Source organism: Glutamicibacter mishrai, from assembly GCF_012221945.1.
In the GTDB taxonomy this organism is placed as follows: domain Bacteria; phylum Actinomycetota; class Actinomycetes; order Actinomycetales; family Micrococcaceae; genus Glutamicibacter; species Glutamicibacter mishrai.
In genome coordinates, this window is the sequence record NZ_CP032549.1 from 2,681,574 (window position 1) to 2,707,858 (window position 26,285).

The following is a 26,285-nucleotide window of genomic DNA, read 5'->3' on the forward strand; positions in this document are numbered from 1 at the left end:
TCCATCAACCAATTTTTAGGAGTTAGATATGACTACCGCCATCCCAACCATCACCCTGAATAACGGCGTTGAAATGCCTCAGGTAGGTTTCGGAGTCTTCCAAGTTCCCAATGAGGAAACCACTGCCGCAGTGAGCGCAGCTCTCAAGGCCGGCTACCGCAGCATCGACACCGCTGCGATCTACGGCAATGAAGAAGGCGTCGGCAAAGCGTTGGCACAGTCCGGCATTGCCCGCGAAGAACTGTTCATCACCTCCAAGATCTGGATCGCAGACATGGGTTACGAGCAGACTCTCGAAGCATTCGATGCAAGCCTTGAGCGCTTGGGCCTGGATTACCTGGACCTGTTCCTGATCCATTGGCCAGCTCCTGAAAAGGATCTCTACGTTGAGACCTGGAAGGCACTGGAGAAGCTGTACGCAGAGAAGAAGATCCGCGCTATTGGCGTTTCGAACTTCCAGCCAGCACACCTGGACAAGCTGATCGCTGAGAGAACCATCGTTCCAGCAGTGAACCAGGTTGAGCTGCACCCGGCTCTGCAGAACCGCGAAGTCATTGCCTTCAATGCCGAGCACGGTATCGCCACCGAAGCATGGAGCCCGCTGGCCCAGGGAGCAATGCTCACTGACGAAACCATTCTCGCAATTGCAGATGCTCACAAGGTCACTGCTGCACAGGTCATCCTGCGCTGGCATCTGCAGCAGGGCCGCGTGATCATCCCTAAGTCGGTCACCGAGTCCCGCATCGTTGCCAATCTGGATCTGTTCGGCTTTGAATTGACCGGCGATGAGCTGGACAGCATCGACGCGCTTGATCGCGACGGCCGCACCGGGCCAAACCCGGACACCTTCAACGGCTAACAGCATCGCACCAGCGAAGCTCGCTCTCATTTGAGGGCGGGCTTCGCTCTTTAACTAGCCCGTAACCAGTCCCTGCACCGCCGTGCGAATAGCTTCAATAACATCATTGATGGTGCTCCGGTGCAGGTGCTCTGCCCTGAGCAAAAGGTCGATTTGTCGCCCGGAGTTCAGTCCCTTAATTGGTCGTAAAGTCACCGATTCATCCAGGGTCTTCCGCGCGGTGAATCGCGGCAGGATGCCCAGGCAATCACCGGCTTCCACGAGGGCTCCTGCAGTGGCGTAGTCGTTGACCCGATGCTCGATATTCGGTGCCTTGCCGGCCAAAGCGGCAATGGTTTCCAGCACGTCGGCGGGGGAGTAGCCAGGGCGTGAAACCACCCAACGCTCATCAATGACCTGCTGCGGAGTGAGCTGATCAAATTCGGCCAGCGGGTGATCCTGGTGGATGGCAATGTCCAACGGCTCGAAGGCCAGAGGTATCACGGTGATCCGGTCCTCTGGCCACGGCGCCGTGTGCGGCATGCGATGGGCGAGGACCATGTCGTAGGTCGAGGTCAGAGCCGGGAAATCCTGCTGGGATACGTCCTCGTCGAAGAAATGCAGCGGCGGCAGCTGGTCCGGAGGCAGGGCGAGCAGCGGCGCGAAAATGGTCTGGCCGATGGAATGGAAGCCGGCGATCTTGATCGGGACATCCTTGTCCTGCTCCACGGTGCGGATTCTTGCCGAGGCTTCAGCCAGGGTGGAAGCCACCGACGCCGCCGCAGAAGCGAGCAATTTGCCTTCGGAAGTCAGCACCAGTCGCCGGCCTTCCTTCTGGGTCAGGGGCGCGGAGAATCCCCGCTGCAATTGAGCCAGATGCTGGGAAACAGCCGAGGGAGAGACAAAAAGCGCCTTCGCCACCGCGTTGACGCTGCCTAAATCCGCGAGTTCTCGCAGGATCCGCAGCTGATGTAGTTCCATGAAGTAAATGCTAAATCAACAGATCAGTAAATCGTAATTCTTCTAATATGTTTTCCCTTCGGATCTGGTGCCACACTGGAAGCAACACAGTCCGTCGTGTGTGAACCGACGGCCATCTGCAAAGGATCACGCATGAAAGCACTGTACAAGTCCGGGCCGCACGCGGGCCTGGAATTGGTTGATCGTCCGGAACCAGAAGTTGGCGTGCACGATGTAAAAATCCGTGTCATGACCACCGGTATCTGCGGCACCGATCTGCACATCGAGGCCTATGACGATGCCGCCAAGGCCATGATCAACACCCCTCTGGTTCCCGGTCACGAGTTCTACGGCGAAGTCGTGGACATCGGTGATTTTGTGCACGGCGTTAAGGTCGGCGACCGGGTTTCCGGCGAAGGCCACGTGGTCTGCGGAATCTGCCGCAACTGCCGGGCCGGGCGCAAGCAGATGTGCATCAACGTCGATTCGGTCGGCGTCCAGCGCGACGGCGCCTTCGCCGAATTCGTGGTGATCCCCGAAAGCAACGTGTACATCCACCGCGACGAACGCATCACCCCGCTGCTCGGCGCGATCTTCGACCCCTTCGGCAATGCGGTGCACACCGCCTTGCAATTCCCGATGGTCGGCGAAGACGTGCTGATCACCGGCGCCGGGCCGATCGGTTTGATGGCCGCCGCCGTCGCCCGCCACGTTGGCGCCCGCAAGGTCGCGATCACCGATATTTCCGATCAGCGCCTGGAACTGGCCAAGACCATGGGCGTGGACCTGGCAGTGAATGTCGGGACCACCCGGATCAAGCAGGCACAACGCGACTTGGGCATGGTCGAAGGCTTCGACTACGGCATGGAAATGTCCGGACACTCCAGCGCCCTGCCGGAGATGATCGAGAACATGAACCACGGCGGCAAGATCTGCATGCTCGGCCTGCCAAGCTCCTCCATCGATATCAACTGGGGCAAAGTGGTCACCCACATGCTCACCCTCAAGGGCATCTACGGCCGCGAAATGTTCGAGACCTGGTACGCCATGAGCGCCATGCTCACCAGCTCGGATGTCATGCGCGAACGCATCTCCTCGGTGGTCACCGACTTCCTGCCAGCTACGCAATGGCAGCAGGGCTTTGAAGCGGCCCGCGGCGGCCACGGCGGCAAGGTCGTACTCGACTGGACCGTTTTCGCAAGCTAAGAATTTCTCGCACCAACAAGGAGCAATCCCCATGTATACCGATCTCAAGGACCAGCTCACCGATGAACTCGACGAGCTGAAGTCCTCCGGCCTGTTCAAGGCAGAACGCCACATCGACTCGGCCCAGTCCGCGTCCATCCTGGCCGGCTCGCTGGGCACCGACGCCCGCAAGGTCTTGAACTTCTGCGCCAACAACTACCTGGGGCTGGCCGATAACCAGCAGATCATCGACGCCGCCAAGTCCGCCATGGACGAGCGCGGCTTCGGCATGGCCTCGGTCCGCTTCATCTGCGGCACCCAGGACCTGCACCTGGAATTGGAATCCCGGCTCTCGAAGTTCCTGGGCACCGACGACACCATCCTGTTCTCCAGCTGCTTCGATGCCAACGGCGGGGTCTTCGAGTCCCTGTTCGGCAAGGAAGACGCCATCATCTCCGACGCGCTGAACCACGCCTCGATCATCGACGGCATCCGCCTGTCCAAGGCCGCGCGCTTCCGCTACGCCAACCAGGACATGGCCGATCTGGAAACCCAGCTGCAGGCCGCCGCGCAGCTCAACGACGGGGCCGGAGCACGCCGCACTATCATCGTCACCGACGGCGTCTTCTCCATGGACGGCTACCTGGCACCGCTCGAAGCCATCTGCGATTTGGCCGACAAGTACAACGCGCTGGTCATGGTCGACGACTCCCACGCGGTGGGCTTCATGGGCGCCACCGGTGCCGGCACTCCCGAGCATGCAGGGGTCTCGGACCGCGTGGACATCTACACCGGCACCTTCGGCAAGGCCTTGGGAGGAGCCTCCGGCGGCTACGTCTCCGGCCGCGGCGAAATCGTCGCGATGCTGCGCCAGAAGGCCCGCCCGTACCTGTTCTCCAACTCGCTGGCCCCATCGATCGTGGCCGCCACGCTCAAGGCGCTGGACCTGGTAGTCGACTCCAAGGACCTGCGCGAGAAGCTCTTCGAGAACGCCGCTCACTTCCGCCACCGCATGACCGAAGAGGGCTTCGAGCTGCTCGACGGCGAGCACGCCATCATCCCGGTGATGTTCGGTGACGCGGTCAAGGCCGCAGAGGTGGCAGGCAAGATGCTGGAACAGGGCGTCTTCGTGACCGCCTTCAGCTTCCCGGTGGTGCCCAAGGGCGCCGCGCGCATCCGCGTGCAGCTTTCCGCGGCCCACTCGGCAGAGGATATCGAGGCCTGCGTGCAGGCCTTCGTCGCAAGCCGCTGACCGAACCGCCGGCCGGTGCTCGTGTTTCAATAGGAACTACGAGTTGGCATAACCAAAGGCGGAGGACTCATGGCGACAAGGGATGATGTGGCGCGCTTGGCCGGCGTTTCCCCCAGCACCGTGTCCTACGTGATCAGCGGCCGGCGCACGATCTCCGATGCCACCAAGGCCAAGGTGCTGTCGGCAATGCGGGAGCTGAATTACACACCCGATGCCTTTGCCCAGGGCCTGGCCGGGTCACGCCGCGGCATCCTCGCCCTGCATTTCCCCACCAGCGTGGACGGCTATTCCTCCACCGAATTCGAGTACGTCACCGCCGCCATGGAGCGCGCCCGGGCGCTGGGCTACCACATGCTGCTCTGGTCCAACCCGATGACCGATGTGATGGGGCTCGAAAGCCTGGTCGGCCAGAAGCTGGTTGCCGGGGTGCTGCTCATGGAAGTGTCGATCAACGATCCGCGCTTTGACGTGCTGCGCCGGGCCAACATCCCCTTCGCCTCCATCGGGCGCCCCGATGACAGCGAGGACCTGTCCTACGTGGACAATGATTTCGCCGAAGCCGGGCGCATCGCCGTGGACTACCTGGCCGATCTCGGCCACCACTCGCTCATGTACATCAACGTGTCGGTCCAAGACCAGAAGGCCGGCAACGGCCCGGCCACCCGCACGGCCCGCGCCATCGGCGATGCGGTGGCCGGCCGCGGCCTGCGCATGCAGGAAGTCCCGGTGGAGAATAATGCCCGCGGCGGCCGCGAGGCGCTGGAGATCTACCTGGCGATGGATCCGCGGCCTACCGCGGTGCTGGCCCTGAAGGAGTTCGCCACCGCCGGCTTCGTCAACGCCGCCGGCATGGCCTCGCTGCGGATCCCCGAGGATCTTTCGGTGATCGCCCTGGGCGTGGGAGATCGTTCCGCTGAGATGGTCGCCCCGGCCCTGACTACCGTGGCCCCGTCGGGGGAGCGGATTTCCCATGCGGCGGTGGATGCACTGGTGCAGCAAATCGAGGGCCGGACCACGGGTGCGGTGCAGGAACTGATCACCCCGCAGATGATGGTGCGGGACAGTTCTGGCCCGGCCCCGCGCTGAGCTGCGGCGGTAATTTATCCGGGGGTTCGCCGCTAAGTGTTGACGCGCGTCGATGACCTGCGTCACTATTGGAGGGATCATTCGTGCCAGGCCACCGAAGCCGGCCGGGTACTACTCAACGTGGAGGGCATCATGAAGAAAGCGCACCGCGGGCTCAAGCTCGCACCGGTGATCTCAGTGGCGGCAATCAGCCTGCTTTTGGCCGGCTGTTCCGGGGGAGCGGACCCCAATGACCCCAACGCATCCGGAGGCTCAGGCGAAGCCCAGGTAGGCCAGGCCGACGGCGTCGTGGACATCTACGGCCCGGTCACCGGCATCGAAGCGGAACTGCTGGAGAAGTCCTGGGCCAAGTGGTCCGAGGAAAACGACATCAAGATCCGCTACACGGGAGACAAGAACTTCGAATCGCAGATCGGCATCAAGGTCCAGGGCGGCGACACCCCGGACTTGGCGGTCTTCCCGCAGCCCGGCCTGCTGCAGGCCACCGTGGCCCAGGGCAAGGTGCAAAAGCTCCCCGAAGCGGTGCAGAGCCAGCTGTCGAGCAACTGGTCCGAAGACTGGCAGAACTACGGCAAGGTTGACGGCGTGCAATACGGTGTGCCGCTGATGGCCAGCGTCAAAGGCTACATCTGGTACTCGCCCAAGCAGTTTGAAGAATGGGGTGTGAGCGTACCGAAGACCTGGGACGAGATGACCAACCTGGGCACCGAGATCTCCAAGAAGACCAACGAGCCAGCCTGGTGTGCAGGATTCGCCTCGGGCGAGGCCTCGGGCTGGCCCGGCACCGACTGGATCGAAGACGCTGTACTGCGCCAGGCCGGAACCGAGGCCTACGACAAGTGGGTTGCCGGCGACCTGGAATTCACCTCGCCAGAAATCACCAGTGCCTTTGAATCCGTCGGAAAGATCCTGCTGGACCCTAAGCAGGTCAACGCCGGCTACGGCGACGTGAAGTCGATCAACGCCACCGCCTTCGGCGATGTAGGAACGGCCGTAGCCAAGGGCACCTGCCCGCTGACCCACCAGGCTTCCTTCCTCGAAGGCTACGTCCTTGATGCCAAGAACGCCGACGGCAAGAAGGCCACCGTGGCTCCCGACGGAGATGTCTGGGCCTTCGTCGCCCCGCCAGCCAAGGCCGATGACCCGGTATCCGTGGTCGGCGGCGGCGAGTTCGTCGCGGCCTTCTCCAACGACGAGGACACCGCCAAGGTCCAGGAATACCTGGCCAGCGCAGATTGGGCCAACAGCCGCGTGGGACTTGGCGGCGTGATCTCGGCGAACTCCGGCCTGGATCCGAAGAACGCCAGCAGCGACCTTTTGCGCTCCGCGGTGGAGCTGCTGCAGGATCCGAACACCACCTTCCGCTTCGACGGCTCGGACCTGATGCCAAAGAGCGTGGGCTCCGACTCCTTCTGGAAGGGCCTGGTCGACTGGATCGACGGCAAGCCAACCAAGGAAGTACTGGAAAATATCCAGTCCGGATACGACTCCTAGCCACCACCTCGCACATCGCCAACGGCCGGGCCTCCCGGCCGTTGGCGTGATGACAGGAGCTTGAACCATGTCTGAATTCTTCCAGTGGCTGGCCGGGGTGCCGCCGCTGATCCAGGTGCCGATCATCCTGGTGGCCTTCGCCATCCTGATCGCGCTCATCCTCGCCTTCGTGGAAGCCGCCACCAGGGGCGGCCGCGCATTCACCGTGCTGCGCCTGCTGGCCGCGGTCCTCGTTCCCGTGGCCATTCTCCTGGCCCTGGGACTGTACAACTCGGTGATGTGGGTGGCCGGGATCGCCGCGGTGCTCGGAGCCCTGCTATACCTCGCCGACCGCCGATCGCGCGAAGGCGCCGGTTCGCTGCTGCAGCTGAGCGGCTTCCTGGCCCCCGCACTGCTCCTGCTGGCCATCGGCCTGATCTACCCCACGATCAGGACCGCGATCAGCGCGTTCATGGCCAACGACGGGTCCGGATTTGTCGGGCTGGGCAACTTCATCTGGGTCTTCACCAGCCCCGATGGCGTCACCGCCCTGCTCAACACCCTGGTGTGGGTGCTCGTGGCCCCCGTGGTGTCCACCATCATCGGCCTGGCCTATGCGGTCTTCATCGACAAGTCCCGCGGCGAGAAATTCTTCAAGCTCCTGGTCTTCATGCCCATGGCCATTTCCTTCGTGGGCGCCTCGATCATCTTCAAATTCTTCTACGACACCCGCCAGGGCGAACAGATCGGCGTACTGAACGCGATCATCACCGCCTTCGGCGCCAAGCCCGTGGACTGGCTCGGACTGGAACCATTGAACACCCTGTTCCTGGTGGTCATCCTGATCTGGACCCAGGCGGGGTTCGCCATGGTCATCCTCTCCGCGGCGATCAAGGGCGTGCCGGCCGAACAGCTCGAAGCCGCCGCCCTGGACGGCGCCAGCCCATGGCAGCGGTTCGCCAACGTCACCCTGCCGGGGATCCGCTCCTCGGTAGTGGTCGTATTAACAACCATTTCCATCGCCTCGCTCAAGGTCTTCGACATCGTCTCCTCGATGACCGGCGGCCGCTCCGATACCACCGTGCTGGCCTTCGAAATGGTCCGCCAATTCCAGCTCGGCGCACGCACCGGCTACAGCTCGGCCCTGGCGGTCATCCTGTTCATCCTGGTGCTGCCGATCATCATCTACAACGTGCGTCAGCATAAAAAGCAAAGGGGAATCCGATGAGCACCGTCAGTGAATCCTCTCGCCGCCTGATGAGGGCCACCGAAAAAGCCAGCGGGAAGCTGCGCAAAGCCACCACTTCGCGCGGGGCCACGGTGGCGGCTTTCATCATCGCCGCCATCTGGACCATTCCGACCTTCGGCCTCTTTGTCTCTTCCTTCAGGCAGGCAGATGACATCAAGAGCTCCGGCTGGTGGACCGCGCTGTCCAACCCCTCCTTCACGCTGGATAACTACGTGCAGGCCTTCTCCTCGGGAGACAGCCTGCCATTATCCAAGGCGTTTTTGAATTCGCTGGTCATCACCATTCCAGCGGCGATCGTTCCGATCATCATCGCCAGCCTGGCGGCCTACGCTTTTGCCTGGATCAATTTCAAGGGGCGCAACACGCTCTTCGTCCTGGTATTCGCCCTGCAGATCGTGCCGATCCAGATGGCCCTGGTTCCCCTGCTCCAGCTCTTCTCCGATGGCCTGAAAATCGGCGGGCTGTATATCCTGCCTGGCCTTGGCGTCAACGGCCTGGATGGGGCCTATGCGAAGGTATGGATCGCGCACACGATCTTCGCTTTGCCGCTGGCGATCTTCATGCTGCACAACTTCATCTCGGAGATCCCCGACGAAGTGATCGAGGCGGCCCGCGTGGACGGTGCCGGGCATGGCAAGATCTTCTCGAAAATCGTCCTTCCGCTTTCGATGCCGGCGATCGCCTCCTTTGGCATTTTCCAGTTCCTCTGGGTGTGGAATGACCTGCTGGTCGCCACGGTATTCACTTCCGGCGGCGGCCTGCCGATCACCAAGGCGCTGCAGGATCTGTCGGGAACCTACGGGCAATCCTGGGAACTGCTCACCGCCGGTGCCTTCATCTCGATGATCATCCCGCTGGTGGTCTTCTTCGCCCTGCAGCGCTACTTCGTCCGTGGCCTGCTGGCAGGTGCCACCAAGGGGTAGCGGCAAGCTCCAGGCACATCGAGGGTCCCGGAATTTTTCCGGGACCCTCGCTCTGTCTGAAATCCCGGATCTGAATCGATGCTGAACGCAGACCTGCGCGGGCCGGGGAAGTAGGCTCGGAACATGGCTACAACACTGCTGGCGAATATCGAGCAACTATCCACCGTTGATGCTGCCGGACGCGTGCTGGAAAATGCCGCGGTGCTCATCGAGGACGATAAGATCGCCTGGATCGGTCCAGCAGCAGATGCCCCGCAGGCCGATGCCATCACCGACCTCTCGGGGCGCAGCGTGCTCCCGGGCTGGGTCGACTCGCACAGCCACCTCATTTTCGGAGGCGACCGCGCCGAGGAATTCGTCGCCCGCATGGCCGGCCAATCCTATGCTGCCGGCGGCATCGCGGTGACCACCTCAGCCACCAGGAGCCTGGGCGATCAACAGCTCGCCGATCTCGTCTCCGCCCGCCGCGCCCAAGCCCTGTCCATGGGGACCACCTGGATGGAAACCAAAACCGGCTATGGCCTGGAGCTGGCCGAAGAACTGCGCCACGCGCAGCTAGGCCGCCCGATGGTGGATACCCTGACCTTCCTCGGAGCGCACCTGGTCCCTTCCGGTTCCGACGCCGATCAATATACCGAACTTGTCGCAGGCCCCATGCTCGAAGCGGTAGCCGAGCACATCGACTTCGTCGACGTTTTTTGCGAGCGCGGCGCCTTCAATGAAGAGCAAACCCGTCGAGTACTGTACGCTGCCCAAAGCCGCGGGATCGCTACCAAAGTCCATGGCAACCAATTGGGTCCAGGCCCGGGCGTAAAGCTGGCAGTTGAATTCGGCAGCCACTCGGTCGACCACGTCAACTATCTTGATGATTCCGATATCCAGGCGCTTGCCGGAAGCTGGGAGCGCTGGGACCGGGCGGGAAGAACCGGAAAGCCAGGAACCGTCGCCACCTGCCTGCCGGCGTGCGACCTATCCACCCGTCAGCCTCTGGCACCAGGTCGAGAGCTCTTGGACGCCGGAGTGCCTATCGCGCTGGCCAGCAACTGCAATCCCGGCACCAGCTACACGAGCAATATGAACTTCTGCGTGGCCACCGCGGTGCTGCAGATGAACTTGACCTTGGCCGAAGCCATCGAGGCTGCCACCTACGGGGGAGCGCTGGCCCTCGGAGTCCAAGACGAAGTGGGATCTCTCGAAGTCGGTAAGCGTGCAGACCTGCTCGTTCTTGATGCGCCGGCTGCCGCGCACCTGGCATATCGTCCCGGGATGAACCTGACCCACAGCGTGTACCGCGCTGGCCAATTGGTGTTCTGAGGCAGTTCAAACCGCCGACTTGTTCTGACCGGTTCGCCGAAAATCTGGCAGTCAATTAGCCATTCGTGATAGACAAGAACCATGGCTAATACTGCTTTTAAGGGAACTCCCGTACAGACCATTGGTGAACTGCCAGCCGTAGGCTCGCAGGCTCCATCATTCACCCTCACCGACACCGGCCTTGCAGATGTCACCAGCGAATCGCTGGCTGGCCGCCGCGTTGTCCTGAACATCTTCCCATCGGTTGATACCGGCGTGTGCGCTGCCAGCGTTCGCCGCTTCAACGAACTGGCTGCCGGCCTGGAGAACACCACCGTCGTGTGCGTATCCGCTGACCTTCCATTCGCACTGGGCCGCTTCTGCGGTGCCGAGGATATCGAGAACGTCACCGCCGCTTCGGTCTTCCGCTCGGACTTCGGTTCGGACTACGGCGTCACCCAGATCGACGGCCCGCTGGCCGGCCTGCTGGCGCGCTCGGTCATCGTCTTGGACGAAGCCGGAAAGGTGACCTACACCCAGGTAGTTCCTGAGATCACCACCGAGCCAGACTACGATGCAGCAATCGCAGCACTGAGCTAAACCGCACAAAGGCCCATCCACGCTTCGAGCTTGGATGGGCCTTTGCTGTACCTGGCCGAGACTACAGCTCGCGCAGCAGTTCGCAGGTCCTGCCTAAAAACAGTTGGGCCAACTCTTCTCTTGGACTCACCGACGTGAAAACTCCCGCCAACATCAGGGCCGCGTCCAGCCGCAGAATCCTCCATGCCGCGGTGGATTCGTCAACCACTCCGGATTCCCGCCGATAGCCTTCGACGATGTCCGTGTAGTCCAGTCCATTTTCCGTGATGGCCGAGTATTCCTGAATGCGGGCGAGTTCCACTTCCGGTGCCGCAGTCAGCGCGTTGCTCCAATCAATTAATGCTTTGGGTGCGCCGTCTATCACTCGGATGTTCTGCCGGCGGATATCCATGTGCAACAAGCTGACTCGACGTAATGACTTTTCAAGTAGTGCGATCAGCGCTGTTTCCTGGGGCAACGAGGGCATCTGATGTTGTGCGCTGAGCCGCGAGTAACGATGAGAAATGCGTTGGCCGAGGTAACGATAAATGTTCGCGTGTTGGCTGGCTTCATCAATAGGTGGTTCCTGCTGATGCATCTGTGCCAGCACGGCGCCCACGGCATGCTGATCTAAGGGCGTTCCATCGTCGTCGATGATTTCTGTGATCAACACCGGATAGCCATCTTGGACAACCAATTGCTCCGGACGGGCAGAAGGCACGCCGTGATCTACCGCCCACGCGCTGAGCTTCAGCTCCTTATGCTGAAGGTCTCGCGCCGGAATCTTCGGATTATTTGCGGTATCAAAAACTCGTGCACGCGGGACACGGTAACTTTCGCGCCGTTTTTCCGTGGCCGCGATGAAAAACAGAAATTCAACACCCTCGCCAGCAAGGAATATGTCGTTCGCTCCTCGTCGATTGGCCAGGCGCGTGGCCGCCGTCGAGGCACTGATCGCTACTGGGTAAGACATCTGTTTCCTGTCCGTTGGCTACGGAAATTTGATTTTGTAATTGGTGGCTCAAAATTCCCCTGCACGTTATGAATCAGCCACTGAGACTTGTAATCGCTGCCCCTGCAGTTCAGCAGCGACAAAGTTGAGAGATTGCGAATAGCTGCCCAAGGTAATTTCCTGGTGGACCACGTTTCCGTCGGACGAACAGGGAACATTGATTTCCCCGTGGTCCGTGCTATCGCTGGTGTTCCATTCAATCGTGGACGACCTCTCCTCACCAGAACATTGCATGGCCAGAGAATACTGTCCACCGTTCAGTGGGAAACCCAACGATAACTCTTGATTCGGCTGCGTCACCTCAGTTCCAATGGATACCAATTCATGCTCCTGGTGCAGGGCGTCGGCTGAAGCCTGAATATCATTGGCGGAGCATCCGCCAAGGCAGAGGGAAACCATCGCCAGCAAAGCGGCTGGTACCACGGACCTACTTCGCAATGTTCAGCTCCCCACAGCCTGCGCGGCATTCTCAATCCGCGGCCCGATCTTGCGCAAGAGCTTATCGATCCTTGGGTCATCGGTGCGCGAGAGGGTATCCGAGAGTCGCTCCAGGCTCATCAGCCCGAGCCAGATCTTCGCCCGATGCGCTTCATCAGGGCTCGGCGCAATCAAATCCACCATCTCCAGCCCGTGCCACAGGCTCAAGTACGCGGTGTTCAGCGCCGGATCCCAGGCGGCGGCCAGATCCCAGTCCAGGATGCCGATCAGCTCTTCATCCACCCAGTGCATATTGTGCCCGGCCAGATCTCCATGGACCAGGCTCGGCGGCACCTGCGCCAACTCATCGAGTTGCGCCCACAGGCTGCTGGCCGGGCCGCGCAATTCTTCAGGCAAAGCATCAAAACACTGCTGTTGGCGCTCATCGGTCCACGAGCCGCGGAAGGCAAAAGGGGAGGCCAGGTGCTCGCGCAGCGGTTCAAGCTCGACCTGGGCCAGGTCGCTGACCAGCTTGCCCAAGATTTTGGGGTCCCCGTAGTGCGGTTCATGGGCGCTGCCCGGGATGAAGGACATGGCTACCGAGCCCAGGGAGTCCACCGTCTGGATCTGCGAGGTCGCCACCGGGATCTGGTAGTCCAACTGATCGGACACGAGCTCAAGCAGCTTGATCGAGCGCGGCATTTCTTCGGTGGCGTCGATGGTGCGAGCCATGCGGATCACCGAGTCCGGATTGGCGATCACCACCTTGTGGAACTGTCCGCCCTCGTTGACCGACGCGTGCTCCCAGGAAAGATCGGGGCGCAATCGGCGGGCGATCGACAGTTCTTCTTCCGTGGCAGGACGGGACACAGATGCTCCTTTAATTCGCTACCTTCAGGCTACCAAAGCCCGCACACAGCCTGATCAGCCTATGATCGAGAACGTGAATGCCAAGATCCTGAAGTTCGAGATCGCCCTGGTCCTTGCCTTGTCGCTGGGGCAGAGCGCGATCTATTCGATCATGAGTTTTGCCGATAAGGCCACGCGGGGTCCGCTGCGCGAACAGACTACCTCGCTGAACAACCAGCTGAGCACCCGCGAATTCTTCGACCTGTCCTACCAGCTGCTAGATATCCTTTTCGCGCTGGTGCCGGTGGCGCTGGCCCTGTATCTGATGAAGCGCAGCCTGGGCCTCGGCACACGCGAGATCGGTTTTGACCTGCGCAAACCTGGCCGCGACGCCCTGGCCGGCACAGGGCTTTTCCTGGCCATGGGGCTTGGCACCCTGGGGGTCTACGCAGCCGGCCGGGCGCTGGGCATCACCACGGCGCTGTCCGCGGCCAATCTGGGGGACTATTGGTGGAGCGTGCCGGTGCTGCTGCTCTCGGCGGTGCGCCATGCGGTGCTCGAGGAAGTGCTGATGCTCGGCTTCCTGTTCAGCTACGCCAAAAAACTGCAGCTGGGATTGTGGACCACGATCATCAGTTCGGCGGTGATCCGCGGCAGCTACCACCTCTACCAGGGAGTGGGGCCGATGATCGGCAATATGCTCATGGGCGTGGTCTTCGGCTGGGTCTACCACAAGTACGGTCGGGTAATGCCGCTGGTGATCGCGCACTTCCTGCTTGATGCCATCGGATTTGTCGGATATGCGCTGATCGGCCCGGCGATCGGGATCGGCGGCTAACCCGGATAAACTGCAAGAATGCAGATTTTCGAGCTGGCTGAAGAACAGATTCCCGATGCTGTGGCGCTGTGGGAAAACACCGGGTTGACCCGGCCCTGGAACGATCCCTACGCCGATGCCAGGCGCGCTTTGGAAACCCCCACCTCCACGGTGCTGGCCATGATCGAAGATGAACAAGTTCTGGCCACCGTGATGGCCGGCCACGATGGGCACCGCGGCTGGCTGTATTACGTGGCGGTGGACCCGCAGAGGCAGGGCTCCGGGCTGGGCGCCACGATGGTGGATGCCGCCTGCGCCTGGCTCGCCGAGCGGGGCGTGCCCAAGGTGCAGCTGATGGTGCGCAGCGAGAATACCGCGGTGCGTGGCTTCTACGAGCGTCTTGGGTTCACCGATCTTCAGATCCTTGCCCTGGGCAAGCGCCTGGATGCCGGCGCATAAAAATGAAAGGTGGGGACGCCATTGTCCCCACCTGCCAATGTACTACAACACCACTGGGCCGTTCTCGGTTTCGAAGGTCACCGACATGATGCCCGGAGTGCCATTGGGCGCCTGGTAGGCCATGGTCACTGCCCCCAGGTGCACGTTTTCCGGCTGCCCCAGCCACTCCAGCACCCGATCGCGGGAGCCGGCAATGGTGATCTCGCTGATCGCCCCGGCCGGCTCCAAGGCTTTGGAAGGATGCAGGTCCTTGGCTTCCTCGTCCCAGGAGATCAGGTACGGGCATTGCGGGTCGGCGATCAAGCCCTTGATGCCGATCTGCTGCCAGGTCAGCTCGCGGCCATCGGGGAACTTGCGGTTGCCCGGAACCGCCTTGCGGCCCAGCCGGTCTTCGGCGCTGGATAGATCGTCCACCGAAACGCACCAGCCCATCCAGCCGCCACCGAGCTCCGAACGAGCCCGCACCGCTTGGCCGAAGGGGGCCTTGTCGCTGGCCGGGTGGTTCAGCACCTCAACGACTTCCAGGTACTGTCCATGCTTGAGCGGGAAGATGACATTGCGCGTCCCGAACCTCGGATGCACGCCTCCCTTGACGAACTCCAGGCCGAGCGACTCGGAGATTCTTTGCGCGGTTGGCAGCAGCCCATCCGGGCCACAGGCATAACTAACGTGATCTAGCCTCATCATGAAGCCATCATGGCAACATGTGACCGCAGTCTCTACTTAGGCGACCCTAATCTTTTTTGCTGAATCGAATTCTCTGCGGCAAAAGCGCGAAGTATGTGAAATATGACCGATTGCGACCATTTCAGGGCGCTTGCATTGCAAAGATCTTCGGTTTTCGGGCACACTGGAAACAGGTCATGAGTCCCAGTAACAAGCCCCGGCTTACTGGGCGGCAACCCTCCAACCGCGGTGGGGTGCCCCGGGTGAAGACCTGGCCCTTAGCTGCACAAGGCGGCTAAGGACAAGCGCGGGTAACCCTGGAAGACTTCTTGATGAGGTGCTTCCTGTCGGTGTCTTCTCAGTGGTGTACCCCCATAGTCATGAAACGCTATTTGGAGGAAACCATGAGCAACAACTGGTCATTTGAAACCCGTCAGATCCACTCCGGCCAAACCCCGGATCCGACCACCGGCGCACGCGCGCTGCCGATTTTCCAGACCACATCTTTCGTCTTCCCGACCGCACAAAGCGCCGCCGCCCGCTTCGCCCTGCAGGAACTGGAACCGATCTACACCCGCATCGGCAACCCGACCACCGACGCGGTGGAAACCCGGATCGCCGATCTGGAAGGCGGAGTGGGAGCGCTGCTGCTCTCCTCGGGCCAGGCCGCCACCACCTTCGCCATCCTGAACCTCGCCGAGGCCGGCGACCACCTGGTGGCTAGCCCCAGCCTGTACGGCGGAACCCAGAACCTGCTCAAGCACACCCTCAAGCGCCTGGGCATCGAAGTCACCTTCGTGGCCGACCCGGATAACCTGCAGGACTGGCGCGACGCGGTCCGCCCGAACACCAAGGCGTTCTTCGGCGAAACCATTTCCAACCCGCGCCAAGACGTGCTGGACATCGAAGAAGTCGCCAAGATCGCCCATGAAAACGGCGTGCCGCTGCTGGTGGACAACACCCTGGCCACCCCGTACCTGATCCGCCCGATCGAATTCGGCGCCGACATCGTGATCCACTCGGCCACCAAGTTCCTCGGCGGCCACGGCAACGCGATCGCCGGGGTGATCGTGGACTCGGGCAACTTCGACTTCGCCAAGGACCCGCAGCGCTTCCCGGGCTTCAATACCCCCGATGAGTCCTACAACGGCCTGGTCTTCGCCCGCGATCTGGGCGTGGACGGCATCCTCGGCGCCAACCTGGCCTACATCCTCAAGGCGCGCGTGCAGCTGCTGCGCGACCTGGGCTCCGCAGTCTCGCCATTCAACGCCTTCCTGATCGCCCAGGGGCTGGAAACCCTGTCCCTGCGCATCGAGCGCCACGGCGAAAATGCGCGCGAGGTAGCCAGCTGGCTCGAAGCCCGCGCCGAGGTGCAGAAGGTCGCCTATGCGGGCCTGGCCTCCTCGCCATGGTTCGAGCGCGCGAAGAAGTATTCCGAGCACGGTGCCGGATCGATTATCGCTTTCGAGCTTGCCGGTGGCGCTGCCGCCGGACAGGCGTTTGTCAACGCGCTGGAGCTGCACTCGCACGTGGCCAACATCGGCGATGTCCGCTCGCTGGCCATCCACCCGGCCTCCACCACCCACGCACAGCTTTCCGAGGCCGATCAGATCGCCGCCGGCGTAAGCCCCGGCCTGGTCCGCATCAGCGTCGGCCTGGAGAACATCAAGGACATCCTCGCCGACTTGGAACTGGGCTTCAACGCTGTTGCCGCCCTGGATTCCGCGGCCGGCGATAACAAGGAATTGCAGGAAACCCTTTAGGAATGGCATCCATTGCAACCACCGAAGAACCACAGCTCGCCGGCGGCCAAGACGGCATGATGCGCCGTAGTGCCGTCGGTGAGCACCACTTCGAATTCGGCGGCTACCTGCCGCAGGTAGAGCTGGCCTATGAGTCCTGGGGAACCTTGGATGACGACCGGTCCAACGCCGTGCTGGTAATGCACGCGCTGACCGGCGACGCCCATGTTGCCCAAGGCGACGCGCACAGCGCTGGCTGGTGGGACGGATTTGTCGGCCCCGGGGCCACGATCGACACCGATAAGTACTTCGTGCTTGCCGTGAATATGGTCGGCGGCTGCAATGGATCCACCGGCCCGTCCTCGCTCGACGAGCACGGCGTGCCCTACGGCTCACGCTTCCCGTTCGTCACCATCAAGGATTCGGTGCGCCTTGAAGCCCGCCTCGCGCAATTGCTGGGAATCACCTCCTGGCATGCGGTGATCGGCGGATCGATGGGTGGCGCGCGAGCGTTGGAGTACGCGGTCGAATTCCCCGAACAGGTCAAGAACCTGGTGGTGATGGCTTCCTGCGCCCAAGCCACGGCCGAACAGATCGCCTTCGCCCAGGTGCAGGCCCAGTCCATCAGGCTGGACCCGAACTTCAACGGCGGCGATTACTACAGCAACGGGGCTCGTCCGGATGCCGGGCTCGGCCTGGCTCGGCGCCTTGCGCACATCACCTACCGCTCGGCAGCCGAGCTGGAGGCCCGCTTCGGGCGCACCGCGCAGCCCGGCGAGCAGCCCACAGGCCAGCTGGACGGCCCGCGCGGCCGCTACCAGGTGGAAAGCTACCTGGATCATCAGGCCACCAAATTGGTGAACCGCTTTGATGCCAACAGCTACCTGGTGCTGACCGAGGCGCTGATGAGCCACGATGTGGCCCGCGGCTACGAGTCGCTGCAGGTCGCCTTGGCGCGCCTGGACAAGGTCAACGTGGTGGTTGCCGCGGTCAACTCGGACCGCCTGTATTTCCCGGAGCAATCCGAGATGCTTGCGGCCAACTTGGCGACCCCCACGACGGTGCATTACATCGATTCGCCGATCGGCCACGATGGCTTCCTGACCGATGCCAGCCAGCTCGACGGAGTCTTGCGCAGCCGGGTTTTCAGCCGCTAGAAGCATAAAGCGAAGGGACAGCTCCCACCAGTGATCGGTGGACGCTGTCCCTTCGTGCTGTCTAATGCCCGGTTACTGCGCGCTGTCGCCGGCGCCCAGCGAATCATTGGGCTTCGGCGCGGTGAATGGCGCAGCCGACGGGCGCTTGGGGGTAATGCCATCGCCTGAGGACTGGTGGCGCAACCGGCGCAGCACCCACGGCGCCAGGTGCTCGCGAGCCCACTGCAGGTCTTCGATCCGCGCCTCGCGCCAGCTTCGGATATCTGCCGCCGGCGCGACCTCGGTGTCGATCGAATGCGGCACGTTCAAGGATTCCAACGCCATGGCGGCAATGCGCTGATGGCCCATGGGGGAGAAGTGCAGGCGATCCGGCGCCCACATCTGGGCCTGATGCAATTCGCGCAGCGCCCACATGTCGGCCACAATCGCGTCGTACCGCGCAGCCACGGTGCGAATATTCTCGTTGTAGATGGCCACCTTGCCGCGGATGCTTCCCAGCACCGGCGTATCGCGGATATCAGGACCGGTGACGATCAGCAGGGTCGCGCCCGTCGCGCTGAGCTTCGATACCGCGCCGTCAAGAATGTCGGCGATCTTATCCGGATCCCCGCCTGGCCGCAGCACGTCGTTGCCGCCGGCGCACAAGGAGATCAGGTCCGGCTTCAAATCAATGGCGGGAGCTACCTGTTCGGCCACGATCTGTCCGATCAGCCGGCCGCGGATTGCCAGGTTTGCGTAGGCGAAATCTGGAACTGTGCTGCTCAGCTCCTGAGCCAGTCGATCGGCCCAGCCCAAGTGCCGGCCGGGATTTGATGGATCGGGATCGCCGATTCCTTCGGTGAACGAGTCACCCAATGCGACATAACGACGCCAAGGATGAAGCGACTCTATTGCGGATTCGGGAGTTTCAAGGTCAAAATCTTTAGGCACAATCTACATTGTTACCCTATGGTAACTATCCGTCAATCAGTCTTGGGGATGATCTGCTTCACCCCTCGCCCCAGCCTTTGAGCAGATCCTGGCGGGCCTGCAAATATTCATCGTTCGAGATGACACCGCGGGACCGCAGGCTCGTTAGCTCCTCCAGCTTTGCTTCCAACGACTGCTTCGGTGCCAATAGATTGGATTGTGCCAATTTAGTCTTCAAATCGGTTTCGAAAGTAATAGGATCCAGGCCCGCGCTTTTGATCTTGCGCGAATTCCGTGCCTGGGCATAAACAATGAAAATCACGACGGCGACGAAAACTACGGCAACCAACCCTAAGAGTATGGGCATCACGGAGAATGTGGCATCAACAAGATCGGAACTCGTGGAAAATTCATCCTCCATGTATCCAAAGCTGGCTTCATCGGTTGGCAGTGACTTGTCATAGTCATAATTAACCTCGCTGCTTCTCATTGCACCTTCGTTCGTCGGCACCTGGCAATATCGCCAGGGAAATAATCATTAGTTTGGGCAAATAGATCTTATTACTAGTCAAGCATGGTTTATTTGATAGAACTTGCTGAACCTGGAACTTTTATCAAATCGCAATCAACATCAAGTGGCTGTTCGCGTCTTCGAATCTGCGCAGGCTTGAAGACCATCCTTTTTCTCGGCTGAAATTTTCGGGCAAAAAACAGAGATCATTGTCCACAATCCGTATGATTCCGGGCTATTTTGTCGGACGCTCGCGGGAAAATTAGATATGAGCAATCCAAATTATTCTGAAGATTATGACGATGAACATCGTCTACCGCTGAGCCCTCCGGGCACTCGCAAGGAGTCTCGTCCACGCTCCATCTTTTCGCAGTATCTTTCGCATCAGATTTTTTATGGACCGGTCATGAAGCGAGCTGAAGACCTGTTTAACGCGGGGCCGGTGCAAAGTGCTTCTGATGCACTAGAACGTCTGAGGACCATTCAGCAGCTCCATGGCTCCTTGGACGCTATGACGTCCACCTTACTGGCGGATACTGTTGAGCAGATTGGAGTGGGCTTCGTAGATAACCTTGCTGAGCTGCGCGCTTCCAACCCGGACGATGTTCGCGAAGCTGAGCGGAGTGCCGAATTCTATCGTGTAGACCCCAGCTCTGATCAGACGATCAATGCCAATTTTGTGGCCGAGGCCGCGGTTGCGCTGAGGGAAACTCCGCAAATGGTGGGCAAGCGCATGTTCTATGCAAAGGGCTTGCGCCATGTCTGCAATGACACTTTGATAGCACTTGCTGCCGGGGAAATCACGGTCAAGGCGGCTCACTACATTGTGAAGTTCTCGCAGGACTTGGCACCAGAGCAAATCGAGATCATGGAGCATCTCTTGCTACCGCTTGCAAAGACTGCCAGCGACGACACTGTCTATCAGAAAGCACGCAGGCAACATGATCGGATGAATCCGGAATCAGCGCAGGAACGCCGCAATAAGTCAGAGGCCGCGCGTAAGGTAACGCACTGGTTCGACGACGCTTCCGGTATGGGAACCATCCAGCTGACCCACCGTTCCGACGTCATCAAGTCCATCATGAGCACTCTTCGTTGGACGGTGGGCCAAGATAATGATCCAAAAGATGAACGCACTCTTGAGCAGCAGATGGCAGACGTGTATGCGGATGCCTTGATCAATGGCTGGCCTGGTAGCGACGGTTCGCCGCTGAAGCCTCGCTTATCGATCACTATTCCAGCGTTGGAAATGCTGGCGAATCCCAACAAAGCCCTTGCTGATTTGGAAGGCGTTGGGCCTATCCCCGTTGGATTAGCGCTTGAGCTGGCGAAAGACGCTCCATCATTCCAGCGGGTCCTCACTGATCCGTGGACCGGCGCGGTAATTGATGTTGAACGTAGGAAGTACACCCCAACGCAAGGAATGAAGGACCTCCTGCGGCACAGGGATGTTCACTGTTGTTTCCCCGGATGCCGGCGCCCTGCTGACGTTTCGGAAATGGATCATATTGATGACTGGGCGCATGGTGGAGAGACTGACCGCGACAATATGCATCTGCTGTGCAAGCAGCATCAGATGTTCAAGCACGCACTGGGGTGGAAAATCCATGCAAGGCCCGACGGGACGAGGTCTTGGCTCACGCCGCATGGGCTGCATGTCATCATCACGCCGGAAAGCGTTGACGTTGTTGAAAACCTGGATCATATAAATGATCACTGTCCTCAGAGGCCTGAACCGCCACTAATCCCGCAGGTCCAGCTCAATGCGGATACGCTTCGGGTTCTCAGCTATCCGGAACAGCCGGAATCAAATCTTAATTCCGCCTGATTTGGCGGACCCAAAGTGATTCGTTGAATGACAAAAATTTTCAGTCATTAAGGGACTTCAAACCACCCATAATCATTTACCGGTATCGGCGATGAAGCTGATGACCTTAGATCCATGCGGCCTCAAACCGTCGGAATGCCGACTACAAGAATTCCTGTCGGCGTGAATGAAAATTTTTTTCAGTCAGTAGATGCGGAACTGCCTGACGATTGGTCCTACTCCACGGTCGGATCCATATTGACAAGTTTTTTCAGTCACGAAGACGAGTGGGTGGGAACTTCTGTGCATCCGCAGAGGTGGTGATCCACGAGATGGAATGACAAGATTTTTCGTTCACTAGCCAAAGGACATAGGGCAATAGGCCCAACCTCGACGATGTCTATTCGCTAATCTTGAGCACATGACTTCATCCGATACCGCGCCAGTGGCCATCATTTCCCGCAACGACGATTCTCGCTTGGGCACCCCGTTGCTGGTGTTCCTGCATGGTTATGGATCAAATGAACAAGACCTGATGGGTCTATCGCGCTACCTGCCCGAAGAGTTCACCTACTTATCCGCGCGCGCACCGCTGCAGGCTGGGCCAGGATTCTGCTGGTTCCCGCTCACGCAAGAAATCGACTATTCGAGTGAAGCCGTTTCACATAGCGTTGTTGCGTTGTGGCAGTTGCTGGAGCCACTGAGCAAGCAGCACTCCTCGATCACGCTGCTGGGTTTCTCGCAGGGGATGGCAATGGCAACATCCTTGGCCCGATATCAGCGCGAGGCCATTACCGCAGTGGTTGGCCTATCAGGCTTTGCCGTTGAACCACGAGACCTAGAGATCTTCGACGACGAAAAACTGCAGCAGAACCCGATTCCGCTGTTCTGGGGCAGGGACCTTGCCGATCCGGTGATTACCCAGGACAAGATCGCGTTCACGCTTGGATGGGTGTCCAAGCATGCCGAGCTGACCAGCGAGACCTACCCGCAAATCGGGCACTCGGTCAGCATGGATGAACTTGAAGACGTCGATGCGTTCCTCAAGAAAGTGGTGCTTGGGCAGGAGTAACTACTGCTGGGAGGTCACTTTAACGCACTCGCCGTTAACGCAGACGACGTCGCCGGGGCGGATCTGGGCCCCGCGGCGGGTATCCACTGCGCCATTGACCGTGACAACGCCTTCGGAAATAAGCTCCTTGGCGTGGATGCCGTCTTCGGCAAGGGAAGCCAGTTTAAGCAGCTGGCCCAAGCGGATCGATTCGTCGCGGATTTCTAGGTCAAAAGCTTCGTTGGCACTCATGGCTACTATTCTTCCCTATAACTGGGCCAGCCGCGCCACGATGAGGGCAAGAGCGGGGAAGTTCACTTTCGCGTTACCCGCATTCACTTAGTCTCACGGCCTTGGAAACGATACCCTTGAACGGTATGTATTTTTCTACGGACCGCAACCAGCGGCCTCGTAATTTCCATTGGAGTTGATATGGCGCCACAGTCCAAGCTAGATCAGGTAATTTCCCTCGCAAAGCGTCGAGGCTTCGTTTTCCAGGCTGGTGAAATTTACGGTGGTTCCCGTTCCGCATGGGATTACGGACCCCTCGGTACCGAACTGAAGGAAAACATCAAGCGCGAGTGGTGGCAGAACTTTGTCCGCGGCCGCGAAGACATGGTTGGCCTGGACTCGTCCATCATCCTGCCAAAGGCTGTCTGGGAAGCTTCCGGACACGTAGCTACTTTCACCGATCCACTGGTCGAGTGCATCCAGTGCCACAAGCGCCACCGTCAGGACCACCTGATCGAGGCCTTCGAAGCGAAGAAGGGCCGCGCGCCAAAGGACGGCATGAGCGAGATTGCCTGCCCTGACTGCGGCACCAAGGGCCAGTTCACCGAGCCACAGATGTTCTCCGGTCTGATGAAGACCTTCCTGGGCCCAGTGGATTCCGAATCCGGCATGGCCTTCATGCGCCCAGAGACTGCTCAGGGCATCTTCGTGAACTTCGCCAACGTGCTCACTGCCAGCCGCAAGAAGCCGCCATTCGGCATCGGCCAGGTCGGCAAGGCCTTCCGTAACGAAATCACCCCAGGTAACTTCATCTTCCGCACCCGCGAGTTCGAACAGATGGAAATCGAGTACTTCACCGCTCCAGAGGATGCACCGAAGTACTTCGACCAGTGGGTCAAGGACTGCTGGGCATGGTTCCTGGATCTGGGTATCAAGGAAGAAAACCTGCGCCAGTTCGACGTGCCAGAAGACGACCGTGCGCACTACTCGGCGGGCACCATCGACTTCGAATACCGCTTCGGCTTCGCCGGCTCGGAGTGGGGCGAGCTCATGGGTGTTGCCAACCGCACCGACTACGACCTGTCGAGCCACGCCAAGGCTTCGGGCGCCGAGCTGACCTACTTCAACCAGGCCACCGGCGAACGCTACACCCCATACGTGATCGAGCCTTCCTTCGGCCTGACCCGTTCGATGATGGCGTTCTTGGTGGATGCCTACACCGAGGACGAGGCTCCGAACACCAAGGGTGGCGTGGATAAGCGCACCGTGCTGAAGCTGGACCCACGCCTGGCTCCGGTCAAGGCCGCCGTGCTGCCACTGAGCCGCAACGAGAACCTGTCGCCAAAGGCCAAGGAGCTGGCCAACGAGCTGCGCAAGCGCTGGAACATCGACTTTGATGATGCCGGAGCTATCGGCCGCCGCTACCGCCGCCAGGATGAGATCGGCACCCCGTTCTGCATCACCGTGGACTTCGACACACTGGACGACCAGGCCGTGACCATTCGCGAGCGCGACACCATGGCCCAGGAACGCGTGTCTCTGGACCAGGTCACCGCCTACCTTTCCGAGCGTCTGAACGGAGCCTAGAGCCCGATGAACGAACTGGAATTCCGGCCCTGGCGCAATGGGGATGACCTGGAGCTGCTGCAGGTTTTTGGTGATCCGCGCTCGCCGCAGGCCCACCAGGACCGCACCATGCTGCGCGAGAACAGCGATGCGCCGTTTTCCCGCACGCTGGTGGCCAGCGTTGATGGCGTAGCTATCGGCGCCGGCGTGGTCTTCGCCTCCTCGCTGCACCCGCAGCGTTTGTGGCTCTACGTCGAGGTGGCTGCTGAGCAGCGTCGCTCCGGCGTGGGCACCGCATTGGTCCGGCAGCTGCGCCAGCAGATCCCGGCCGATCAGGCCCAGCAGCTCAAGGCCCGCTACACGGTGACCCCGGGCGATCCGGCCACCGCGGCGGCAGGTTTCTGCAAGGCGCTGGGGCTGGGCGAAATCCAGGTCTCGCGCGATGTGATCCTGGAGCCGGGCGCCTTGGCGGAACCGGTGTTCGATACGAACGACCGGGTGATCGAGGAACTGTCCACGGGCAGCGTCGAGCTGACCAAGCTGGTCATGGACTTCTACAACAAGGTCCACGAGCAGTGGGATCCAGCCCAGATGACCGTTGGCTCGGCCCAGCGCATGCTGCTCGACGAGCACACCGGCGCCCAAGCGGCCCTGGTGCTGCGCGATAAGCCCAAGCGCGAGGGCGGGGTGCCGCTGGCCTTCGCGGTCAGCTACATTCCAGCGCGCGAGGACGCTCCCTCGGATGTGCTGGTTGGCCACAACCCGGCCTTTAGCGATGACCAGGTGGCTGAAGCCGTGCGCGATATGGTCGCGATGCTGATCCACCAGTATCCGGTGAAGCTGGAAGTGGATTCGTCCATGTTCATCCTGGCTTCGCTGATTGATGCGCTGGCCGGCGTTGAGCAGGCCACGGTCATTTCGACCACGCACATCATGGCCAGCGACGCCTAGAAGCTGCTGCACGTGATGGGACCCGGTTTTCCGGGTCCCATTGCTTTACCTGCTGTTCACTTTACTGACCTATGTTCGAATCCATGCATACAGCGCACGATTATCGCGGCACGGCCACAGAAGTGTTCCGCGCCTTCTTCAAGCTCGGAGTCACCTCCTTTGGCGGACCGGTGGCCCACTTGGGGTATTTCCGCGACGAGCTGGTGGTCAAGCGCCGCTGGGTTGATGAATCGCAGTACGCCCAATTGGTGGCGCTGAGCCAATTCCTGCCCGGTCCGGCTTCCAGCCAGGTCGGCTTCGGATTGGGGCTGCAGCGTGCCGGTTGGCGCGGGGCGCTGGCCGCGTTCCTGGCCTTCACGCTGCCCTCCGCCGTGCTCATGGCGGCGATCGCCTTCGGCGCTTCGATGTTCACCACGCCGCTGGGCACCTCGGTGATCGCCGGGCTGAAGATCGTAGCGGTGGCGATCGTGGCCCAAGCGGTGATGGGCATGGCCAAAACCCTGGCCCCGGATAAGTCCCGAGCGCTGATCGCGGTGCTGGCCGCCGGATCGGCGATGCTCATCGGCGGGGCGGCCGGCCAGCTGCTGGCCATCGTGGCCGGGGCAGTGGCCGGATACTTCTTCTGCCGCGCACCGGGCAGCGCGCTGGATGGCGTCCTGGATATCGGGGTCAAGCGCTCGGTCGGGATTTGGTGCCTGGGCATCTTCGTCCTGCTGCTGGCGGGGTTGCCGCTGATCGCCGCGGCCACCGGGGAGCCGGTGCTGCAGATGATCGACGCGTTCTACCGGTCGGGGGCGCTGGTCTTCGGCGGCGGGCATGTGGTGCTTCCGCTGCTGCATAGCGAGCTGGTCGACCCCGGGCTGATCACCGAGGACCAATTCCTCACCGGCTACGGCGCGGCCCAGGTCATGCCCGGCCCGCTGTTCACCTTCGCCTCTTATCTGGGAGTGCTGTCCCATGGGGGAGCAGGTTCCATCCTCGGGGCGGCGATCGCGCTGGCGGCGGTCTTCCTGCCCGGGTTCCTGCTGCTCGCCGGGGTGCTGCCCTTCTTTTCGCGTCTGGCCGCTTGGCCGAAGGGGCAGGCGATGATGCGCGGGGCGAATGCCGCGGTAGTAGGCATCCTGGCTGCCGCCCTCTACGATCCGGTGTTCACCACCTCGATCCACAGTCCGCAGGCATTTGTGCTGGCCCTGCTGGGTTTTGTGCTGCTGGCTGTGTGGAAGATCGCCCCGTGGCTGGTGGTCGTTCTCACCGTGATTTTGGCGGTAGCGCTGGGGGCTTGACGAAGATCTCAGTTACCTT

26 protein-coding genes and 1 riboswitch are annotated in these 26,285 nt (G+C 61.0%); of the genes, 18 read left to right on the forward strand and 8 right to left on the reverse strand.

What is annotated here, in order from left to right; all coding sequences use genetic code 11:
• The first annotated feature begins 28 nt into the window (after positions 1-28).
• The gene (locus D3791_RS12625) at positions 29-859 is read left to right on the forward strand and encodes an aldo/keto reductase (protein WP_022875028.1); all 831 of its coding nucleotides are present in this window, start codon (positions 29-31) and stop codon (positions 857-859) included.
• A gap of 54 nt (positions 860-913) precedes the next feature.
• Here the strand turns inward: D3791_RS12625 and D3791_RS12630 are convergent, their stop codons facing one another.
• Entirely contained in the window at positions 914-1,819 is a 906-nt protein-coding gene (locus D3791_RS12630) for a LysR family transcriptional regulator (RefSeq protein ID WP_172512420.1), read from the reverse strand.
• Between the two features lie 132 nt (positions 1,820-1,951).
• Here D3791_RS12630 and tdh point away from each other — a divergent pair, with 132 nt between their 5' ends.
• The 8 genes from tdh (at position 1,952) to tpx (ending at position 10,859) form a co-directional block, all read left to right on the forward strand.
• Complete coding sequence (tdh, locus tag D3791_RS12635) at positions 1,952-3,004, forward strand: L-threonine 3-dehydrogenase (protein WP_172512421.1); 1,053 nt, start codon at positions 1,952-1,954, stop codon at positions 3,002-3,004.
• A gap of 31 nt (positions 3,005-3,035) precedes the next feature.
• The gene (locus D3791_RS12640; RefSeq protein WP_172512422.1) at positions 3,036-4,235 is read left to right on the forward strand and encodes a glycine C-acetyltransferase; all 1,200 of its coding nucleotides are present in this window, start codon (positions 3,036-3,038) and stop codon (positions 4,233-4,235) included.
• Positions 4,236-4,304: 69 nt separating this feature from the next.
• Positions 4,305-5,321 (forward strand): LacI family DNA-binding transcriptional regulator, encoded by a 1,017-nt coding sequence (locus tag D3791_RS12645; RefSeq protein WP_172512423.1) that lies wholly within the window; start codon positions 4,305-4,307, stop codon positions 5,319-5,321.
• 132 nt (positions 5,322-5,453) lie between these two features.
• Entirely contained in the window at positions 5,454-6,815 is a 1,362-nt protein-coding gene (locus D3791_RS12650; RefSeq protein ID WP_172512424.1) for an ABC transporter substrate-binding protein, read from the forward strand.
• A 67-nt stretch (positions 6,816-6,882) separates the two neighbouring features.
• Positions 6,883-8,022 carry a carbohydrate ABC transporter permease gene (locus D3791_RS12655; RefSeq protein ID WP_172512425.1) on the forward strand — a complete coding sequence of 380 codons (1,140 nt, stop codon included), beginning with the start codon at positions 6,883-6,885 and terminating at the stop codon, positions 8,020-8,022.
• Positions 8,019-8,966, forward strand: a complete 948-nt coding sequence (locus D3791_RS12660; RefSeq protein WP_022875035.1) for a carbohydrate ABC transporter permease — start codon at positions 8,019-8,021, stop codon at positions 8,964-8,966. The genes D3791_RS12655 and D3791_RS12660 overlap by 4 nt, the downstream gene beginning before the upstream one ends.
• Before the next feature lie 123 nt (positions 8,967-9,089).
• Positions 9,090-10,280, forward strand: a complete 1,191-nt coding sequence (hutI, locus tag D3791_RS12665; protein WP_172512426.1) for an imidazolonepropionase — start codon at positions 9,090-9,092, stop codon at positions 10,278-10,280.
• A gap of 81 nt (positions 10,281-10,361) precedes the next feature.
• On the forward strand, positions 10,362-10,859 hold the full coding sequence (tpx, locus tag D3791_RS12670; protein ID WP_022875039.1) for a thiol peroxidase: 498 nt from the start codon (positions 10,362-10,364) through the stop codon (positions 10,857-10,859).
• Between the two features lie 61 nt (positions 10,860-10,920).
• Here tpx and D3791_RS12675 read toward each other — a convergent pair whose 3' ends face one another.
• From D3791_RS12675 to D3791_RS12685, 3 genes are all read right to left on the reverse strand, one after another.
• Positions 10,921-11,811, reverse strand: a complete 891-nt coding sequence (locus tag D3791_RS12675; RefSeq protein WP_172512427.1) for a phosphotransferase — start codon at positions 11,809-11,811, stop codon at positions 10,921-10,923.
• Positions 11,812-11,877: 66 nt separating this feature from the next.
• Positions 11,878-12,273 carry a hypothetical protein gene (locus D3791_RS12680; RefSeq protein ID WP_172512428.1) on the reverse strand — a complete coding sequence of 132 codons (396 nt, stop codon included), beginning with the start codon at positions 12,271-12,273 and terminating at the stop codon, positions 11,878-11,880.
• 18 nt (positions 12,274-12,291) lie between these two features.
• Complete coding sequence (locus D3791_RS12685; protein WP_061954490.1) at positions 12,292-13,137, reverse strand: phosphotransferase family protein; 846 nt, start codon at positions 13,135-13,137, stop codon at positions 12,292-12,294.
• A gap of 61 nt (positions 13,138-13,198) precedes the next feature.
• Between D3791_RS12685 and D3791_RS12690 the strand changes: the two genes are divergently transcribed.
• The gene (locus tag D3791_RS12690) at positions 13,199-13,954 is read left to right on the forward strand and encodes a CPBP family intramembrane glutamic endopeptidase (RefSeq protein WP_022875042.1); all 756 of its coding nucleotides are present in this window, start codon (positions 13,199-13,201) and stop codon (positions 13,952-13,954) included.
• Between the two features lie 18 nt (positions 13,955-13,972).
• On the forward strand, positions 13,973-14,392 hold the full coding sequence (locus D3791_RS12695; protein WP_172512429.1) for a GNAT family acetyltransferase: 420 nt from the start codon (positions 13,973-13,975) through the stop codon (positions 14,390-14,392).
• 42 nt (positions 14,393-14,434) lie between these two features.
• Here D3791_RS12695 and D3791_RS12700 read toward each other — a convergent pair whose 3' ends face one another.
• The gene (locus D3791_RS12700) at positions 14,435-15,079 is read right to left on the reverse strand and encodes a VOC family protein (RefSeq protein ID WP_022875044.1); all 645 of its coding nucleotides are present in this window, start codon (positions 15,077-15,079) and stop codon (positions 14,435-14,437) included.
• Between the two features lie 172 nt (positions 15,080-15,251).
• Positions 15,252-15,372, forward strand: a riboswitch (SAM riboswitch).
• A 90-nt stretch (positions 15,373-15,462) separates the two neighbouring features.
• Here D3791_RS12700 and D3791_RS12705 point away from each other — a divergent pair.
• On the forward strand, positions 15,463-16,821 hold the full coding sequence (locus D3791_RS12705) for a bifunctional o-acetylhomoserine/o-acetylserine sulfhydrylase (protein ID WP_035761874.1): 1,359 nt from the start codon (positions 15,463-15,465) through the stop codon (positions 16,819-16,821).
• Positions 16,822-16,823: 2 nt separating this feature from the next.
• The gene (gene metX / locus D3791_RS12710) at positions 16,824-17,957 is read left to right on the forward strand and encodes a homoserine O-acetyltransferase MetX (protein ID WP_172512430.1); all 1,134 of its coding nucleotides are present in this window, start codon (positions 16,824-16,826) and stop codon (positions 17,955-17,957) included.
• A gap of 72 nt (positions 17,958-18,029) precedes the next feature.
• On the opposite strand, the gene D3791_RS12715 is transcribed toward metX, so the two are convergent.
• Both D3791_RS12715 and D3791_RS12720 read right to left on the reverse strand, forming a co-directional pair.
• Complete coding sequence (locus D3791_RS12715) at positions 18,030-18,887, reverse strand: SGNH/GDSL hydrolase family protein (RefSeq protein WP_246242081.1); 858 nt, start codon at positions 18,885-18,887, stop codon at positions 18,030-18,032.
• A 58-nt stretch (positions 18,888-18,945) separates the two neighbouring features.
• On the reverse strand, positions 18,946-19,356 hold the full coding sequence (locus D3791_RS12720) for an SHOCT domain-containing protein (RefSeq protein WP_172512431.1): 411 nt from the start codon (positions 19,354-19,356) through the stop codon (positions 18,946-18,948).
• A 289-nt stretch (positions 19,357-19,645) separates the two neighbouring features.
• Between D3791_RS12720 and D3791_RS12725 the strand changes: the two genes are divergently transcribed.
• Complete coding sequence (locus D3791_RS12725) at positions 19,646-21,205, forward strand: HNH endonuclease signature motif containing protein (RefSeq protein ID WP_172512432.1); 1,560 nt, start codon at positions 19,646-19,648, stop codon at positions 21,203-21,205.
• A 400-nt stretch (positions 21,206-21,605) separates the two neighbouring features.
• Positions 21,606-22,256, forward strand: a complete 651-nt coding sequence (locus D3791_RS12730) for an alpha/beta hydrolase (RefSeq protein WP_172512433.1) — start codon at positions 21,606-21,608, stop codon at positions 22,254-22,256.
• Here the strand turns inward: D3791_RS12730 and D3791_RS12735 are convergent, their stop codons facing one another.
• On the reverse strand, positions 22,257-22,487 hold the full coding sequence (locus tag D3791_RS12735; RefSeq protein WP_022875051.1) for an RNA-binding S4 domain-containing protein: 231 nt from the start codon (positions 22,485-22,487) through the stop codon (positions 22,257-22,259). It abuts the gene before it with no gap.
• 180 nt (positions 22,488-22,667) lie between these two features.
• Here D3791_RS12735 and D3791_RS12740 point away from each other — a divergent pair, with 180 nt between their 5' ends.
• The 3 genes from D3791_RS12740 to chrA all read left to right on the forward strand — a co-directional run bounded on the left by D3791_RS12740 (position 22,668) and on the right by chrA (position 26,266).
• Positions 22,668-24,053, forward strand: coding sequence for a glycine--tRNA ligase (locus D3791_RS12740; RefSeq protein ID WP_172512434.1), 1,386 nt, complete (start codon positions 22,668-22,670; stop codon positions 24,051-24,053).
• 6 nt (positions 24,054-24,059) lie between these two features.
• Positions 24,060-24,983: a GNAT family N-acetyltransferase gene (locus D3791_RS12745; RefSeq protein ID WP_061954509.1), complete on the forward strand. Its 924-nt coding sequence runs from the start codon at positions 24,060-24,062 to the stop codon at positions 24,981-24,983.
• A gap of 83 nt (positions 24,984-25,066) precedes the next feature.
• Entirely contained in the window at positions 25,067-26,266 is a 1,200-nt protein-coding gene (gene chrA / locus D3791_RS12750) for a chromate efflux transporter (RefSeq protein ID WP_216847349.1), read from the forward strand.
• The last annotated feature ends 19 nt before the right edge of the window (positions 26,267-26,285 follow it).